Genomic DNA, 17421 nt, shown 5'->3' with positions numbered 1-17421 from the left:
ATCCAGGATGTGTACTCGCTGCGCTGCGCACCGCAGGTGTATGGCCCGGTCTTCGATGCGCTGGACTACATCGACACCATCATCGAGAAGGAAACCAACTCCGCCACCGACAATCCGCTGATCTTCAGCAAGGAGGACGGCGAAGGTTTCGAAATCATTTCCGGTGGCAACTTCCACGGCCAGTACCTGGCGCAGGCGATGGACTTGCTGGCCATGGCGATCACTGACCTGGGCAGCATCTGCGAACGCCGCATCGCACGCCTGATCGATCCGACCTTGTCGTGGGGGCTGCCGCGCAACCTGATGAGCGGTGTGCGCGGGGTCAACACCGGCTATCCGGTGGTGCAGTGTTCCATGAGTTCGCTGGTGATGGAGAACCGTACCCTCTGCATGCCGGGCAGCGTCGACAGCATCCCCTCCAAGGGCAACAGCGAGGATCACATTTCCAACTCGACCTGGTGCGCCCGCAAGGCCATGAGCGTGGTGCAGAACACGCAATACATCGTCGGCGTGGAAATGCTGCTGGCGGCACAGGCGCTGACCATGACCGAAGACTTGCTCAAGGAATTCCAGCTGGGACAGGGTACGCAGGCGGCTTATGCGGAGATCCGCCGCCAGATCCCGGCCTGCCTGGATGGCGATCGCTGGTTCCATGATGACGTGCGCGCTGCGCATGACTTTGTGGTCAGCGGTTCGGTGCGGGAGGCGGTAATGGGTGCGATCGGACGTTTCGTCTGACCCCGCGCAGGCTCGCATGAGAAAGGCCGTCCGGTGCAATGCCGGACGGCCTTTCCCTTTGGAGCATCGAAATGCTCAAATCAATATAAACGGTATAAAACAAATAAACGATTCGGTGGCGTCAGACATCCGCCCACTGCCGCAGCAGGTTGTGGTAGTGCCCGGTCAAGCCGACCACTTCCTCGCTATCTCCCAGCTTCTGGCGCAGGCTGTAGATGTTGCGGTCCAGCTCGAAGAGCATGCTGCGCTTCCAGTCGTCGCGGATCATGCTCTGGGTCCAGAAGAACGAGCACACCCGCGCCCCGCGCGTGACCGGTTCCACCCGGTGCAGGCTGGTGGAAGGATAGACGATCAGGTCGCCCGCCGGCAGCTTCACTTCGTGGGTGCCATAGGTATCGACGACCACCAGTTCGCCGCCCTCGTATTCGTCCGGATCACACAGGAACAGCGTGGAGGACACATCGGTGCGCAGGCTGCCCGCGCCATTGGGCAGGTTGCGCACCGAACCATCCACGTGCAGGCCGTAATGTTCGCCACCCTCATAGCTGTTGAACAGTGGCGGCATGGTCTTCTTGGGCAGGGCCGCGGCAAAGAAGAGGGGATTCCTGCGCAGCGCCTCGAGGATGATCTCGCCCAGCTGGAAACCCAGCGGCGAATGTTCCGGCAACTGCCGGTTGCGCTTGACGCGCGCTCCCTGGTCGCCCACGGTCTCGCGGCCATCGACCCAGCCGGCGCGGTCCAGCTCGGCACGAATGTGGCGCACCTGGTCGGCGCTGAGGACTTCCGGGATGTGCAGCATCATGATGAAATTCTCCTGTCGCTAATGAAAAGGCCCCTCCGGTGAAGGAGGGGCCGTCAAGTCTGGCTGATCCATGACTGGACTCAGTCGGCACCGTTACTTTAGGCAATGCCGGCCGTAACGTGACTGAGCCAGATCAAATCATCGCGAGCGGACTCAAAACTTGAAGTTGGCCGTCAACGCCACCGAACGCGGCGTGCCCGGGGTGTAACGATAGCCGCTCTTGTTGATGGCCGCTACGTAGTCCTTGTCGAAAATGTTGTAGATGTTGAGCTGGAGATCAACGTTCTTGTTCACGATGTAACCCACCATGCCATCGAAGACCCAGTAGCTGTTGGCGTACTTGGGCGTACCGACCGCACCGTCGGTGCCGCGCAGCAGCGAACTGACGTAACGTGCACCACCGCCGACGGTAAAGCCCTGCGGCAGGCGATAGGTGGCCCAGGAGGTGAAGGCCTGCTTGGGCGTATAGGCAAGATTGTTCTCGCCGGAGGCCGTGGTGATGGCACCGCTGTTGACCTTGGTATCCATCCAGGTGTAGCCCGCAGCCAGCGACAGGTTGCTGGTCACATCGCCCGTCACGCCCAGCTCGACGCCTTGCACGGTCTTCTTGCCGGTCTGGAAGTATTGCAGCGAGGTCGGATCCTGCTCGACTTCATTGGTCACTTCAGTGTGGAACAGGGCGGCAGTGACGGCCAGCTTCTTGTTCAGCAGATCCCACTTGGTCCCCAGCTCGGAGGTCTTGGTCTTTTGCGGGGCGTAGTTGCTGTTGGCCGCGCTGTTGGCCGAGGCCGACAGGGCGAAGTTGCTGCCGCCCGGGGGCTGCTGCGAGGTCGCGTACAGGGCGTAGATGCTGCTGTAGTCGGTCGGCTTGAAGATCGCGGCCAGCTTCCAGTTGAACAGGTTGCCCGAGGTCGACAGGTTGGTGATGGTGCCGGCGGCGTTGGAGTAATACGTGGTGCGATAGTGGTCTTCGCGGATACCGGCATTGATCGACCACTGGTCGTTGAACTTGACGGTGTCGAACAGGTAGGCCGAGACGGTGTCGGTCTTGCCATCGTTGTAGCCGGTGGCGCGGATGGAATAGGTGCCGGAACCGAAGTTGGGATCCGGGTTGTACAGGTTGGCTGCCGGCAGGTTGCCGGTCGCGGTGAAGGACGTGGCGTGCTGCTTTTCCTGGGTGAATTCGATGCCGCCCACCAGGGTGTGCTGCAGGCTGCCGCTCTTCAGGTTGGCCGTCACGTTGGTCTGGTTGGTGAGGATCTCGTTGGACTGGTCCTTGCGGGTAGGCAGGTTGCGCGCCAGGGTCCAGCTCGACAGGTTGGTCGCCGAAGGCGTTACCAGGCCGGCGGCACGGGTGCTGCTGGCAGCCGAGGCCATGAAGGAGGTCAGGAAATAATCCTGGCTGGTCTTGGCGTAGCGGGTGGTGTTCTGCAGCTTCACGTCCTGCGAGAAGTCATGCTCCAGGCGGGCGGTGAACATGTCGGCCGTGACCTTGTCGTAATCGTTCACATTGCCGTAGAAGTTCTTCGAGGACACGCGCGGTGCGCCCGAGATGTAGGGGCGTGCCGGATCCGGCGAGGTATAGCCGGGCAGGCCGATGGTGGGCACGCCGCCGTCGGGCACGTTGTCCTGGTCGATGTGCAGGTAGTTCAGGAAAACGCGGGTCGGGCTGTTCAGGCCAAAGGCCAGCGAGGGTGCCACGCCCCAGCGGTCATTCTTGACTTCGTGACGGCCGGGAACGCCGCTGTCCTGCTTCATCACGTTCAGGCGCATGGCGATGCCGCGCTCTTCATCCAGGACCTTGTTCCAGTCGGCGGTACCGCGCTTCTGGTTCCAGCTGCCGTAGGTGGCGGAGGAATTGAAGAAGTTCGTCATCTCGGCCTGCTTGGTGACCATGTTGATCGAGCCGGTCGGCGAGCCGCGTCCGTTGTCGGTGCCCGCCGGGCCCTTCAAGACTTCCACTTGCTGGATGTTGAACATGTCGCGCGAGATCGAACCGAGGTCGCGCACGTTGTCCACGAAGATCGCGCTGGAGCTGTCGAAGCCGCGCATGTAGATGGCGTCGCCGGTGTTGGTCGAACCGTTCTCACCGAGATAGAAAGTCCCGACGCCCGGGCTGTTGCGCAGGGCTTCGGTCAGCGTGGTGGCGCCTTGCTGGTCGATCAGCTGCTTCTTGATCACGGTCAGGGTCTGCGGGGTGTCCACCAGCGGTTGGCTGTATTTGGCCGAGGAGGCCTTGTCGGCCTTGTAGTCCGATTCCTGGGTGGCGGTCACTTCGACCTTGGGCAGGGTGCTGCTGGTCTGGGCATGCACGCCCACGGCCGGCAACAGCAGGGCGCCGGCAACGGCGGCGGACAGTCGGGTCGAAGCGAAGGCAGGCTGCGCGTGCTTGCGGCTCTTGATGTAACTCATGGCAAGGTTCCGAGAGAAAGTGTTGAAGGTTCTCTTGGCTGGCTATGAGTCGTACGGGCAATCCCGGTCTCGTGAGACCGGGCAGGCTCCGCCGGATGGCTGGCGAGGTTGTAATTTTGTGTATCCCGTTGCTGTCGTTTTGTATCGAATTACTACGGGATTTTTACAATTATAGACTTGCACCAAATAAAAGTGATTCTTATTCTGGAAAATTTTCTATTCCCTTTTGCCATTCGTTTTGGGCCACATTGATGGCATCGTGCGCAAAGCCGCGTCAGCTCGGGCAGTCCGCAGCGATCCTCCTGATTTTTCACTTGTTGCACAAAAGACACGAAGCCTCAGGGCATCGCGCTGGGCGATGGCCTGAGGGCTGGGGATGGGATGGTGAGGGAAGGGTAGGGCGCATCAACGATGGCGGCAGGGCGCCGCCACCGGTCGCGGCTGCGGGATCAGAAGCAGAAGTTGCCCGTCAGAGAGACGGCGCGCGTGCCGCCGGGGGTGTAGCGGTAGCCGCTCTTGTTGATCGCGGCGGCGTATTGCTTGTTGAACAGGTTGGTCACGTTGAACTGCAGCTCAACGGTCTTGTTGATGGCATAGCTGGCCATGGCGTCGACCAGCCAATAGGCATCGGTCCTGGTGGGCGTGCCCAGCGCATTGCTGTCGGTGCCACGCAGCAGGCCGTCGGTGTAGCGCAGGCCGCCGCCGAGCGCCAGGCCCGGTGCTGCGCGCCAGGTGGCCCACGAGGTCAGGGACTGGCGCGGCGCGTAGGCCAGGTAGTTCTCGCCGTTGGCGGTGACCACGCGGCCCTTGTTGACGCGACTGTTCATGCGGCTGTAGCCGGCGGTGAGCGAAATGTCCCGTGTGAGCTCGCCGGTGACGCCCAGCTCCACCCCTGCGGTGCGCTTCTCCCCGACCTGGAACCAGGTATCGGCCAGCGTTCCCGGCTCGATCTCATTGTGTACATCGGTGCGAAAGAGCGCGGCGGTGACGGCCAGGCGGCGATCCAGCAGGTCCCACTTGGTGCCGAGTTCCGCGGTACGGGTCTTTTGTGGTGCGTAGTCGGGGTTGGATGGATTCCTGCGGCTGGCGCTCAGGGAGAGATTGTTGCCGCCCGGCGGCTGCTGGGAACTCGCCAGCAGGGCGTAGACGCTGCTGTAGCCGGTGGGCTTGAAGACGGCCGCCAGTTTCCAGCTCGGTAAATTGCCCGAGGTGTTCAACGCCGTGGCGGTACCGGAGGCGATCCCGTTGAAGGAGGTCCGGTAATGGTCCGCGCGCAAGCCCAGGTTCAGTGACCAGCGCTCGTCGAACTTGAGCGTGTCCAGTACGTACAGCGAGAGGGTATCGATCTGCCCTTTGTTGCGGCCCGTGGTGCGGATGTTGACTTCCGACTCGTTGAAGCGCGGATCCGGCTGGTACAGGTTGGCCGGTGGACGGAAACCGTCCACCGTGAAGGCCAACGCATGCTGGCGCTCGCGCGTCAGTTCCAGTCCGCCAACCAGGGTGTGCCGGATCGCGCCGGTATTGAACTGCGCGGTGGCGTGGGTCTGGTTGCTGAGGATTTCATTGGCCTGGTCGCGCCGGGTGACGATGTTGCGCGCCAGTTCCCAGGTCGCCAGATCCGTGGCCGACGGTGTGCGCAGGCCTGCCTTGAACCGGCCGCGGTCGGTACCGGTGGCGATGAAGGAGGCCAGGCGGTAGTCCTGGTCGGTACGGGCGTAGCGGGTGCTGTTTTCCAGCTTCAGGTCGGGACTGACATCGTGTTGCACCCGCAGGGTGTACATGTCGGCATTGACCCGGTCGTAATCATCGACGTGGCCGTAATAATTGCTCGGGTTCACCTTCGGTGCCCGCGAAATGAAGGGCCGGTTCGGGTCCGGCGAGCTGTAGCCGGGCAGGCCGATGGTCACCACGCCGCCATCGGGGACGTTGTCCTGCTGCATGTGCACGTAGTTGAAGAAGATCCGGGTCGGGGTATTGAGCCCCCAGGCCAGCGAGGGCGCGAAGCCGTCGCGGCTGCTGTGCACCTGGTGGCGTCCGGGTACGCCGCTGTGCTGTTTCATCAGGTTCAGGCGCAGCGCCAGGCCTTGTTCCGGGTTCAGCACCTTGTTCCAGTCGACGGTGGCACGCTTCTGGTTCCAGCTGCCATAGGTGCCGCTGGCGGTGACCGCGTCGGCCAGTTCGGGCTGTTTGGTGACCAGGTTGACGGAGCCGGTCGGCGCGCCGCGGCCGTTGTCGGTGCCCGCGGCCCCTTTGAGGACCTCCACCTGTTGCAGGTTGAAGACGTCGCGCGAGATCGCGCCGAGATCACGCACGTTGTCCACAAAGATCGCGCTGGAGATATCGAAGCCGCGCATGTAGACCGTGTCGCCGGTGCTGGTACTGCCGTTCTCGCCGAGGAAGAAGGTTCCCACGCCGGGCGTATTGCGCAGCACCTCGGTGAGGGTGGTGGCAGCTTGCTGCTCCATCAGCGGGCGCTTGAGGATCTGCAGGGTCTGCGGGGTGTCCAGCAGTGGCTGGCTGTACTTGGGGGAGGCGGATTGTTCGGCCTTGTAGGGCGATTCCTTGACGGCATCGACCTGCACTGAGGGCAGTTTGGCGCCGCCCGACTGGGCCTGCGCGCTAGCCGCCGGCAGCAGCAGGGCGCCGGCGAGTGCCGCCGACAGACAGCCGGCAGGAGAGAGGACGGAAGGGGGTGAAGTGGGGTGCTTGCGACTGGTGATGAAGCTCATGTCAGGTTCCAAGAGTAAGGGTGGCGAAATCTCTTGGCTGGCGAAGAGCGATGTGCGGGGCGATATGAAGCTTTATGAAAAAGCGGAAACGCGTTCGCGCAAGGGCTGGCGGGTAGATGTCAGGGAAATCCGGCCGGCCGCGCATGCGCACCGGGGGCGGATCCAGGCGAGTATAGGAAGCGGGGAGAAAAAAAGAACTCCTGCAAATTTCGATTTTTTGCAGGAGTTTTTGAGTTTAAGAAATTTACTGGGGAAGCTCGATTTTCTTCAATCAGCATCGCCTGGTTCGCCAGAGGGCGCGGCTTCCCCTCGCTCGATCGGATCAGAAGTGATATTCGGCGCGCACCATCGGGGTCTTGGCCAGCGAGCCCGGCACGGTGTGCGGATTGCCAAACTTGTTGCGCCAGTACTGGTATTCCAGGCCCACGCGGAAGGTGTTCTTGCCCAGCCCCATGGCCGTGCCCACGTCGTACATGACCTGACCGTCGAAGTTGAGCTCGGGACCGGTCGAGCCGCCGAATTCGTTCTTGCCCTTGGCGGCGATGTAGTTCATGTAGCCTTCAAAGGCCCATCCGCTGCCGCCCAGCGGGATACCCCAGGCCAGGTTCAGCATCGGGTGCGTGTCGTAGGTATAGCGGCTGCTGATGCCCTTGGGCTGGTTGCTCTCGAACAGCGCCAGCACGCTCACGTTCAGGAAGCCGGGCACATCCATCATCAGGGTCGGACCGACTACCCACATGCGCTTTTTGGAAGCGTAGCTGTTGTCGTTCTTGGTATTCCAGTCAAAGCCCAGGGTCAGGCCCACGCCGCGCGCCGGACCGAAGGACAGATCCTTGCCGCTGATCTTGCCGAGGTCCAGGGTGTGGCGATAGGTGATGTAGGCTTCCTGGGCATTGTCGTCCTTGCGGTCCGACATCAGCAGGTCCACGTTCAGGAAGTTGGTGCCGTACTTGTAACCGCTGGCATGCTGGAAGTTGATGATGTTCTTGGTGATGTCCTGCGTATTGAAGGGCTCGGCAAACTTGGTGCCGTAACGGTAGCCGATCGAATTGTCGGCCCAGTCGGCCGCCATGGCGCTGCCGCCCGCCATGAGCAGGACGCCGGCAAGCGTGCCGTGCAGGCGCAGGGATGGAATGGGCATGGTGTCTCCTCCAGTGATGGATGTTTATTGATATAAATGATTTGGTGAATATCGCACTGATGCCGCGCCCGAGGCCTGCACACTGGATGTGGGCTCCGGTTTGGCAGGGGCGGCGCGGTAAGGCATTATGTCCGCTGCAGCGATGGCCGGTATAAGCGCACTCGTATAGGTGCCGGCGGACGGCGGTATATCATCGGCGCTCACGATCACTCATCCTCACTCATCCATTACACAGCGAAAGGACAGCAACATGGGCAAACTGAGCACGCACGTGCTGGATATCACCAAGGGCAAGCCCGGCGCGGGCGTGAAGCTGGCACTCTATGCCGTCGCCGAGGGCGGCAAGACGCTGCTCAAGCATGCCGTCACCAACAGTGATGGCCGCTGCGATGCGCCGCTGCTGGAAGGCGAGGCGCTGCAACCTGGCAAGTACGAACTGGTCTTTGCCGCCGGTGATTATTTTGCGCAGCAGGGCGTGAGCTTGCCGGAACCCCGCTTCGTCGATGAAGTGGTGATTGCCTTCGGCGTGGCCGATGCCTCTCAGAACTATCATGTGCCGCTGGTGGTGTCGCCGTGGGCCTATTCGACTTATCGCGGCAGTTGATGATGCGGGCCTGATTCATCTGTTGCGTTGATCAATAAAAATCCGGCTTCTTGCGAGAAGCCGGATTTTTTTTGCCGCCACCGTCATGCGCGCGATGGTCGCCAGATGAGTGCGGCCAGGCATGAACGGCGTTCTCCTGGTGATGCGAGTAGAGCGCTTTGTGCAGCAAGCGGACTTGTCCAGCCGTCGCAGACTCCATATAATTGATAATCATTCTCAAATAAATTGGAGGCTTGCCTGCGGCCGGGTCCGGCTGCAGCGCGGCTCCGTCTTCCGGCTTTCACTTTCATGGTGCCTGACAAAATGACTTCTGCGGCCCCGTCCGGCTTGCGCTACCGGTTGGCCGTGCTCTCGCGCACGCTGGCTGCCGTGGGCGGCGGCTACGTGCTGACCACGCTGGCGACGATGGTGGCGGCGCGTTTCCTGCCCATGGGACGGGCCGATGCGGTGATGACGGCGACCATGTTGTCCTTTGCGGTCTTCACGTGTGCCGTGATCTGGGTCTTTGCGGCCCGCAGTGCCTGGCGCGCCTGGTGCGGGCTGGCCTTGCCGGCCCTGGCGCTGGCGTTGCTGGCCTGGTTCGGACGGGTGCTGCCATGAAGGAAGGCTTGCGGCAGTCCATGGCCTGGTTGCACACCTGGTGCGGGCTGCTGGTGTGCTGGGTATTGCTGCTGGTGTTTGCCGGCGGCAGCGCCAGCTACTTCAAGGAAGAGATCAGCCTGTGGATGATGCCCGAGCTGCACGCCAGCGCTGCCGCGCCGGTAACGCAGGCCCAAGCCATCGAACGTGCAGCCGCTTATCTGCAGCAACGCGCGCCGCAGGCCGAGCGCTGGTTCATCACCTTGCCGGACGAACGCAGCGTGGCCATGCGGGTCGGCTGGATCGCCCCGCCTGCTGCTGCCGGCAAGGAGGCAGCGAGTTCCCCGCGCAGCCGTTTCAAGAGCGAGCGTATCGATGCCGCCACCGGCCAGCCCTTGGCACGGGTGCGTGATACGCGGGGCGGCGAGTTCCTCTATCGCCTGCATTTCGACCTGCATTACCTGCCGGTGCAGTGGGCACGCTGGATCGTGAGCGTGTGCGCGCTCTTCATGCTGGTGGCCATCGTCAGCGGCGTGATCACGCACCGGCGCATCTTCGCCGATTTTTTCACTTTCCGCCGCAACAAGGGCCAGCGTTCCTGGCTTGATGCGCACAATGCCACGGCAGTGCTGGCGCTGCCTTTCCACCTGATGATCACCTACACCGGGCTGATCACGCTGATGTTCATGATCATGCCGTGGGGCGTGCAAAGCGCTTATCGCGACCAGGGCGGCGAGAAGGCCTTCTTCGAGGAAGTGTTCCCGGGCGGCGCCGGACGCGTCAAGGCGGCGGGCGTGGCGGCGCCGCTGACCGCGCTGCCGGCCCTGGCCGAACGCGCGCGGCAGCATTGGCAAGGCGCACCGCTGGCGCTGGTGGTGGTCAACAACCCGGGGGACGCCAAGGCGACAGTGGTCGTCACGCGCCAGAAACTGGCCACACTGTCGTCACTGCAACCGGCGCTGCTCTTCGAGGGCGTCAGCGGACGTCAGGTGGCGGCGCTCGGTGAGGCAGTCAGCGCCACGGCGCTCACGCGTGGCGCTTTGGTCGGACTGCACCTGGCACATTTCGCCGATCCCTGGCTGCGTGTGCTGTTCTTCCTGTGCGGGCTGTGCGGCTACCTGATGGTGGCCACCGGTGCCTTGCTGTGGGCCGTCAAGACGCGCCAGAAGCAGGCCAAGGCCATCGCCGCTGGTGCCCGTGCCGGGTTCGGCCTGCGGCTGGTAGAGGCGCTCAACCTCGGTGCCATTGCCGGATTGCCGATCGCCTTCGCCAGCTACTTCTGGGCCAATCGCCTGCTGCCGGTGGAACTGGCGGGGCGCGCGCAGATGGAGATCCACCTGTTTTTCGCCGCCTGGGCGATCGCGGCGGTGCTGGCGCAGATCCGCCCCAGCCTGGGCATGTGGCGCCTGCAGCTGGGTGCTGGGGCAGCGCTGTTCCTGGGTTTGCCGGTGCTCAATGTGTTCACGACGCATTCGCACCTGGGCGTGACGCTGCTGCAGGGGCGTGGGCCGTGGGCGGTAGCCGGATGCGATCTCACGCTGCTGGCGCTGGGATCGGCATTGGCGCTGGCCGCACACCTGCTTGCACGGCGTCAGCGTGCATCGCAGGCACGATCGGTGCCGGTGCCGGTACGGCATGCAGCGCATCCTGCCGTCGCGAAGGAAATCGCATGAGCGCCCCGGGCTTCCTGCTGGCGCTGGTGCTGGCTGGCGGCGCATGGAGCGCGCTGGCCATGGCGATGGATCGCCACTACGCCGATATCCACGGACGCGGCGTCGAACCCGCGCCGCCGCTGCGCATGCGCTTGCGCGGCGCAGCCGTGCTGGGCTTGCTGGCCAGCCTGGCCCTCAACGTCCACATGCAGGGCTGGGGCGTCGGCCTGGTGGCCGGGCTGGGCGTGTTGACGCTGGCTGCCCTGTTGCTGGTGCTGGCCGTGAGCTACTGGCCTGCGCGCCTGCCTGCGATAAGGCGTGCGCTGCTGCTCGGCGCGCTGCCCCTGATGGTGTGGTGGGTGAGCGCAGTCACTCCTTTCTGATGGCCCGGCGATGTGTTGTGCGGGCATGCAGAAAGCGAGCGGATCTGCGCCGTCGGTTTGATTTGGATTAAGAAGCGCAGCGCTGAAATCGGGTCCAATCACACTTCCTCTCTGTTGTATTTGCGGGCTGCGGCAATATGTCGCAGCCCTTTTTTTTTGTCGTTCGTTGCTGCTAACTGCTTGTGTCCAAAGGATTTTCTCCGGATCCACAAGCTGCTCTTGCCGGACGGCAGCACGGCCGTGGGATCGCAGCGCACAGGCTGCGTGATAGATTGCGCCGATGAAAAAAACAGGGAGTGCGAACGTCACGGCGGTCGCGGATGCGGCTGCGCGCGCTTCCCTCACAACACCAAGAAAAGCCAAGACATCCTCGCCATGAACACGCTGCCTGTTTGCTCCTCTTCATCTTCATCTTTGTCTGCGCCGGCCCCTGCCGCCTCCCGTGCGCTGCGTCTGCATCCCTTGCTGCTGGCCGTGCTGTGCGCCTGGAGCAGCAGCACCCTGGCCCAGCAGGCCGCCGCCAGTGGCGGCAGCAGCGAGGCCGCGAGCCTGCCCACCATCGAAGTGCGCGGCAGTGGCTCGGTCGCCGAACGCAAGCAACTACCGCAGACCACGGCGAGCGTCACCGCTGACGCCGCAGCCAACAGCATCAACGTCACCGACAGTTCGGATGCACTCAAGTACCTGCCCAGCCTCTCGGTGCGCAAGCGCTACATCGGCGACACGCAGTCGCCCCTGGCCACCCGTACCACCGGCGTGAACGCCAGCGCCCGCAGCCTGGTTTATGCCGATGGCATCCTGCTCTCGGCGCTGGTGAACAACAACAACGGCAATGGCTCGCCACGCTGGTTCATGGTGGCGCCGGAGGAGATCGAGCGCATCGATGTGATGTATGGACCGTTTGCGGCGGAATATCCGGGCAACTCCTACGGGGCCGTCACCGAGATCACCACGCGCATGCCGCAGCAGTTCGAGGCCAGCATCAAGGCACAGTATGCGCAGCAGGATTTCAGCCAGTACGGTGCCTCCGGTACCTATCGCGCGCAGGAATACAACGTCGGGCTGGGTAATCGCAGCGGCGCCTTGGCCTGGCGTTTCTCGGTCAATCACCTCGACAGCTACTCGCAGCCGGTCACCTACATCACCGCGGCCAGCCAGCCGGCCGGCACCACCGGCGCGGTGCTGGCGCAGGATCGTACGGGCAAGAACCTGTATGTGCTGGGGGCGGGCAATCTCACGCATACGGTGCAGGACACGGCGCGGCTGAAGGTTTCGTATGACTTCACGCCCGCGCTCACGGCGACTTATACGCTGGGCTTCTGGCAGAACCAGGCCAATGCCGATCCGCAGAGTTTCCTGAAGAACGCCAGTGGCGCCACCGCCTACGGCAGCGGATTTTCAAGCAACGACGTGGACCAGCAGCAGTGGATGCAGTCGCTGGAGCTGCGCAGCAAGACCGGCGGCGAGTGGGACTGGCAGCTGGCCGCCTCGACCTTGTCCGCCTCCCGTGACCTGACGCGCACCTCCACCGCCGCCTTCCCGGCCGGACAAAGCTGCGGTGCCGGCACCATCGCCGACGCCAGCGGCACCGGCTGGAGCACCGTCGACGCCAAGGGCATCTGGCGCCCGCCAGGCAGTGCCCAGGTCATCAGCTTCGGCGCGCATGTGGACCGCTACACCCTGGCCACGCCGACCTGGAATACCAGCAACTGGATCAGCGGCGGCAACGGCACGCTGGCCTCGGACTCGCGCGGCAAGACCGAGACCTCGGCGCTGTGGGCGCAGGATGTGTGGCGCCTCGCGCCTTCGCTCAAATCCACGCTGGGCGCGCGTTACGAGTGGTGGCGCGCCTTCGATGGCCGCAACGTCTCGACCTCGGGCAATACCGTCTTTGCCGTCAACCAGCCGCAGGTCAGCCACAACGGACTTTCACCCAAGGCCTCGTTGGCCTGGGCCCTTGCCGATGACTGGACGACGACCCTCTCCACCGGCCGCGCGCTGCGCTTCCCGACCGTGGGCGAGCTGTACCAGAACGTGCTGCTCAATGGCGTCTATCTGCAGGCCAATCCGAACCTGAAGCCCGAGAAAGTCTGGTCCACCGAACTGGCCATCGAAAAGCAGTTGCAGGAAGGGCAGGGCAAGTGGCGCATTTCGCTGTTCGAAGAACGGGTGTCCGATGCCCTGATCTCGCAATCCTCGACCATCGGCAGCGGTGTGGCTTCCTACACGCAGAACGTGGACCGCACGCGCCAGCGCGGCATCGAAGCCGCCTTCGAGCGCAACGATTTGCTGGTGCGCGGCTTCTCGCTCAATGGCAGCGTGACCTGGGTGGATGCGCGCATCCTGGAGAACAAGGGCTATGTGGCCACTACGGCCGGCGCCGCTTCAGTGGGCAAGCGCACGCCCTATGTGCCCGAATGGCGTGCTACGCTGGTGGCCAGCTACAAGCCCGATGACCGCTGGACCTATACGGTGGCCGGGCGTTACAGCGGACGGGTCTATGCGACCGTGGACAATACCGACATCAACACCCACACCTACCAGGGCTTTGACGGCTACACCGTCTTCGATGCCCGCGTGCGCTATCGCGTCGACCGTCACTGGAGCGCTGCGCTGGGCGTGGACAACCTGACCAACCGGGATTATTTCCTGTTCCATCCCTTCCCGCAGCGGACCGTCTTTGCCGAGCTGAAATATGACTTTTGATGAGGGAGGTCGTTGCTGTGGCTGTTGCCATGTGGCCGGGCAGGCCGGAATGATTCCGGCTGCCGGATGAGGTGAGTTGAAGCAGGGCAGTTATGCGGCGTGCTTCAGCTGCCGCGCGCCTTTTCGATGGTTTCGCGGGCGGCTTCCATGAGGGCGGCCGGTTCCGGAGCGTTCGATTCCAGGTAGGAATTTTCCAGCGTGACCGAGAGATTGCTCATCTTCTCCGACAATTCCGCCAGCGCCACGCTGAGCTCACACATCAGGGCCGAGATATTTTTGGGTGACTGCGTCATTACGTTTCCTTTTCAGATGTCGCACCTTGATGACTTGTCCATGGCGACGAAGAGGGGGCGTCATCGCGCAGCAAGCCGGTACGTACCAATCGATTACGTCGTGAGCTTCGGATATTCTAAGCCATGCCGAATGCCGGTACGACTGTACCTTGGTATAAAAGTGCGACAAAAAGTGAATGTTTTTGCGGCGATGTTGCACCGAGGACATGCATCCACGGCTGCGTTGCCGTTCCGGCATGGATGGGGCGGCACCCTTGTCGCCATGCGATGCAGAATCCATGCCATGGCGGCAGCCCCCGGCAGTGCGGTGGCGCCGGGGGCATTGCCCGCAGGAACAAACCTGAAAAGACCGGGCGGCCAGCCCGGGAGATTTCGTGACCGTGAACGGCTTCAACGCCGCGCTACCACCACCAGGCCCGGCACGGGCTGTTGCAGTTCCACGCGCAGGCTTTCCTCACGCACCAGCAGTGCTTCCAGTCCGGCGGCGTGCAGGCCCTGTTCCACATAACGGCGCTGGTGGCGGAAGCGTCCGCTGGGATGCAGGTGGTAGGGGGTGTCGCATTCTTCCCCGGCCAGTTCCACGGTGAAGACCAGGTGGCCGCCGTCCTGCAGGGCCAGGTGGGCCGCAGTGAAGAAAGAGGCCAGCTGCCCGCAGTAGATCAGGACATCGCACGCAGCGATGAGACCATAACGCGCCGGATGAGCCGCCATCCATTCCACCACGTCCGCTTGCCTCAGCGTGCTGTACTGCCGGTGCCGGGCGGCATGACGCAGCATGTTCGCAGAAAGGTCTACCCCCTCCAGCGCCAGCGCATGGGGCGCCAGCACGGGGGCACACAGGCCCGTGCCGCAGCCGGCATCCAGCACGGTCGTGGCCGGCACGCCCTGCAGGACGCACGGCAGAATCTCGCCCAGCACCTGCGGTCCGCGATAGTCGAGGTGCGCGACCAGGTTGCTGTCGAAGTGATCGGCATAGTCGTCGAAGCGGCGCTCGATGTAGTCACGCGGGACGGTATCACTGGGCAGTCCCGCATAGGCGGCGTGCATGTGGCGGGCGATGGGGTGGTGCGGTTCTTCCTGCAGCCATGCGCGGCATACCTCGGCCGCTTCGTCCAGCCGTCCCAGGAAATAGAACGAGACCGCCAGCAGCTCGCGCGACTTGCCCTCGTGCGGCGGCAGCACGAAGGCCAGGCACTGGTAGCGTGAACTCTGCATGCGGTCTCCCAGCCGGGTGTAGATCTCCGCCAGATGATGCAGGGCCGGCAGGCACTGCGGGTCCCGCAGCAAGGCCTGCTCGCAGGCGTCGATGGCGGGCTGGAGCTGCTGCTGGGCGCGGCGCGTAGCCCCCAGGTTGGTCCACAGCTGGGCATCGTCCGGGCGCAGGGCCAAGGCTTGTCCGTAGGCCAGCGAGGCTTCGTCGAAGCGCTCCAGCGCGAACAGGACATTGCCCAGGTCATTGCACCAGTCAGCATTGGCCGCCGTGCTGCGCGCGGCCTCGTGCATCAGCGCCAGGCCTTCCTCGTGGCGGCCGCACTGGTGCAGCAGGACACCAAGGTAGTGCTGCGCCGGTGCATGGTGTTCTTCCATGGCGAGGATGAGGCGATAGTCTTCCTCGGCCGCATCCAGGCGGCCCGCTGCATGATGGTTGAAGGCCGAAGTGAAGCTTTCTTCGATCAATTCTTCCAGGACCCCGGCAGACGGCATGCTTGTGCTCCTCGTGACTTGATCGCCAGCGCGACGTGAATTCATTGGCTCAACGCGGGAAGCGATGGCAGCGGCAGGGCAACGGCATTGGCCCGTTCAGCTGTTTCCTTGGACGGCTCTGTAGCCAGCGTGAAGACCGCCACCGAGGCCGTGAGCGCGGCAGCCTGCTCGGCCAGGGCGTCGGCGCCCGCCGAGGTCTGTTCCACCAGGGCGGCGTTCTGCTGGGTGGCACGATCCATGTCGGCCAAGCTGAGGCTGACCTGGGAGATGCCCTCGGCCTGCTCGCGGGTGGCGGTGGCGATCTCGTTGACGGTGGTCATGACGTTGCCGAAGGACTGCACGATCTGCACGATGGCCTGGTCGGCCTCCTTGACCTGTTGCGCCGCCTGGTCGACCGAGCCGATGGAGGTGGCGATGAGGTCCTTGACCTCGCGCGCGGCCTCGGCGCTGCGCAGCGCCAGCGAGCGCACTTCCGACGCCACTACCGCAAAGCCGCGCCCCTGGCTGCCCGCACGGGCCGCTTCCACGGAAGCATTCAAGGCCAGGATGTTGGTCTGGAAGGCGATGCCATCGATCACGCTGACGATGTCGGAGATGCGTCCGGCGCCCGCCGTGACCTGCGCCATGGCGCCGGCAATGCCGCTCATGACCTGGCCGCCACGCTGGGCATCACGGGCGGCGTCGGCCGCCAGGGCATTGGTGCGCTCGGCATTGCGGGCATTGTTGCGGACCGCCCCGGAGAGCCGCTCCAAGGTGGCGGCGGTGGTTTCCAGGGTGCTGGCCTGGGCTTGCGTACGTTGTGCCAGTTCCCCGTTGCCCTGGGCGATCTCGGCTGCACCGTGGTGCAGGTCGCGGGTGGCTTCGCGGATGTCGCCGACGGTGCGGGCTACGCCTGCCTGCATGCGTTGCAAGGCAGCCAGCAACACGCCGATTTCATTGCCGGAGATGCCTTGCACGGGCCGGCTCAGGTCGCCATCGGCGATGCGGTCGAAGTGTGCGGCAGCGCGTTTGAGCGGCTGCAACAGCAGGCGGTCGAACAGCAGCCAGCAGATGCCGATGAGCAGGAGCGATGCCGCCAGCATGGCGCCCGCCAGCAGCGACGCCTGCTCCGAGCGCCGTTCAGAGGCCTGGCGCAGTTCTTCCTTGACCTGTTGGGCATGCTCGATCACGGCGCGCAGGGTGGCGGCGAATTCACGGTCGGCGGCTTCCGCGCTGACGGTGGCGGCCGCGTAGTCTTCCAGCGAGACGTCATAGAGCGCCACCTCGCGCAGGTTCAAGACCTTGACGTAGCTGTCGTAGGCCGCCGAGACGCGCAGCGCCTCGGGTTCGGCCAGCGCTTGCGGCGAGAGTCCCTGGCGATAGCCATCGAAGGCCTTGCGTGCTTCCTGCAGCGCGGCCGAGGCGCGGCGGCTGTAGTCGTTGGACTTGATTTCGTCGCCCTTGACCAGGTTGATGTAGGCGTTGTCCATGTTGATCAGGGTGGAGAGGAACAGCCGCTCGGTGTCGTGCAGGGGCTGGATGTGGCGGTCCGAGAGTTCGATCAGCGCAACCGTTGCGCGGCTGGCCGACCGTGCGCCCTGCCAGGCCATGCCGACGGCCAGCCACAGGGCCAGGGTCAACAGTCCCAATACCAGCACCAGGCCGGTGCGCAGCTTCATTCTGGTCAACATGATGGTGT

Annotated in this window: 13 protein-coding genes; 6 read left to right on the top strand and 7 right to left on the bottom strand. The window is 63.8% G+C overall.

The features are described from left to right. Positions 1–738: aromatic amino acid ammonia-lyase (locus tag FYB76_RS24455; protein WP_195724714.1), on the top strand; the 738-nt coding region annotated here is incomplete at its 5' end. A gap of 121 nt (positions 739–859) precedes the next feature. On the opposite strand, the gene FYB76_RS24450 is transcribed toward FYB76_RS24455, so the two are convergent. The 4 genes from FYB76_RS24450 to FYB76_RS24435 form a co-directional block, all read right to left on the bottom strand. Next, the gene (locus tag FYB76_RS24450; protein WP_088757464.1) at positions 860–1540 is read right to left on the bottom strand and encodes a Fe2+-dependent dioxygenase; all 681 of its coding nucleotides are present in this window, start codon (positions 1538–1540) and stop codon (positions 860–862) included. Positions 1541–1693: 153 nt separating this feature from the next. Then, the gene (locus tag FYB76_RS24445) at positions 1694–3952 is read right to left on the bottom strand and encodes a catecholate siderophore receptor Fiu (RefSeq protein WP_154135340.1); all 2259 of its coding nucleotides are present in this window, start codon (positions 3950–3952) and stop codon (positions 1694–1696) included. Positions 3953–4401: 449 nt separating this feature from the next. Continuing rightward, the gene (locus FYB76_RS24440; protein WP_154135339.1) at positions 4402–6681 is read right to left on the bottom strand and encodes a catecholate siderophore receptor Fiu; all 2280 of its coding nucleotides are present in this window, start codon (positions 6679–6681) and stop codon (positions 4402–4404) included. A 322-nt stretch (positions 6682–7003) separates the two neighbouring features. Beyond that, positions 7004–7822: an outer envelope protein gene (locus FYB76_RS24435; RefSeq protein ID WP_088757461.1), complete on the bottom strand. Its 819-nt coding sequence runs from the start codon at positions 7820–7822 to the stop codon at positions 7004–7006. Between the two features lie 250 nt (positions 7823–8072). On the opposite strand from FYB76_RS24435, the gene uraH reads away from it, so the two are divergent. The 5 genes from uraH (at position 8073) to FYB76_RS24410 (ending at position 13746) form a co-directional block, all read left to right on the top strand. Beyond that, positions 8073–8426, top strand: coding sequence for a hydroxyisourate hydrolase (gene uraH / locus FYB76_RS24430; protein ID WP_088757460.1), 354 nt, complete (start codon positions 8073–8075; stop codon positions 8424–8426). Positions 8427–8729: 303 nt separating this feature from the next. Beyond that, on the top strand, positions 8730–9026 hold the full coding sequence (locus tag FYB76_RS24425) for a DUF3649 domain-containing protein (protein WP_229297084.1): 297 nt from the start codon (positions 8730–8732) through the stop codon (positions 9024–9026). Further along, positions 9023–10678 (top strand): PepSY domain-containing protein, encoded by a 1656-nt coding sequence (locus tag FYB76_RS24420; RefSeq protein WP_154135337.1) that lies wholly within the window; start codon positions 9023–9025, stop codon positions 10676–10678. Before FYB76_RS24425 ends, FYB76_RS24420 begins: the two co-directional genes overlap by 4 nt. Beyond that, positions 10675–11040, top strand: a complete 366-nt coding sequence (locus FYB76_RS24415) for a DUF3325 domain-containing protein (protein ID WP_088757458.1) — start codon at positions 10675–10677, stop codon at positions 11038–11040. The genes FYB76_RS24420 and FYB76_RS24415 overlap by 4 nt, the downstream gene beginning before the upstream one ends. A 375-nt stretch (positions 11041–11415) precedes the next feature. Further along, entirely contained in the window at positions 11416–13746 is a 2331-nt protein-coding gene (locus FYB76_RS24410; RefSeq protein ID WP_229297083.1) for a TonB-dependent receptor, read from the top strand. A 104-nt stretch (positions 13747–13850) separates the two neighbouring features. On the opposite strand, the gene FYB76_RS24405 is transcribed toward FYB76_RS24410, so the two are convergent. The 3 genes from FYB76_RS24405 to FYB76_RS24395 all read right to left on the bottom strand — a co-directional run bounded on the left by FYB76_RS24405 (position 13851) and on the right by FYB76_RS24395 (position 17413). Beyond that, positions 13851–14039 (bottom strand): hypothetical protein, encoded by a 189-nt coding sequence (locus FYB76_RS24405; RefSeq protein ID WP_034333213.1) that lies wholly within the window; start codon positions 14037–14039, stop codon positions 13851–13853. A gap of 390 nt (positions 14040–14429) precedes the next feature. Then, positions 14430–15743 carry a tetratricopeptide repeat protein gene (locus FYB76_RS24400; RefSeq protein WP_154135336.1) on the bottom strand — a complete coding sequence of 438 codons (1314 nt, stop codon included), beginning with the start codon at positions 15741–15743 and terminating at the stop codon, positions 14430–14432. Positions 15744–15784: 41 nt separating this feature from the next. Then, the gene (locus tag FYB76_RS24395) at positions 15785–17413 is read right to left on the bottom strand and encodes a methyl-accepting chemotaxis protein (protein ID WP_154135335.1); all 1629 of its coding nucleotides are present in this window, start codon (positions 17411–17413) and stop codon (positions 15785–15787) included. Positions 17414–17421: the final 8 nt, after the last annotated feature.

It is taken from the genome of Herbaspirillum sp. CAH-3, from assembly GCF_009668275.1.
GTDB classification, from domain to species: domain Bacteria; phylum Pseudomonadota; class Gammaproteobacteria; order Burkholderiales; family Burkholderiaceae_D; genus Herbaspirillum; species Herbaspirillum aquaticum.
Note: the sequence above shows the minus strand (reverse complement) of the source record. Positions and strands in the feature narration are given on the sequence as shown.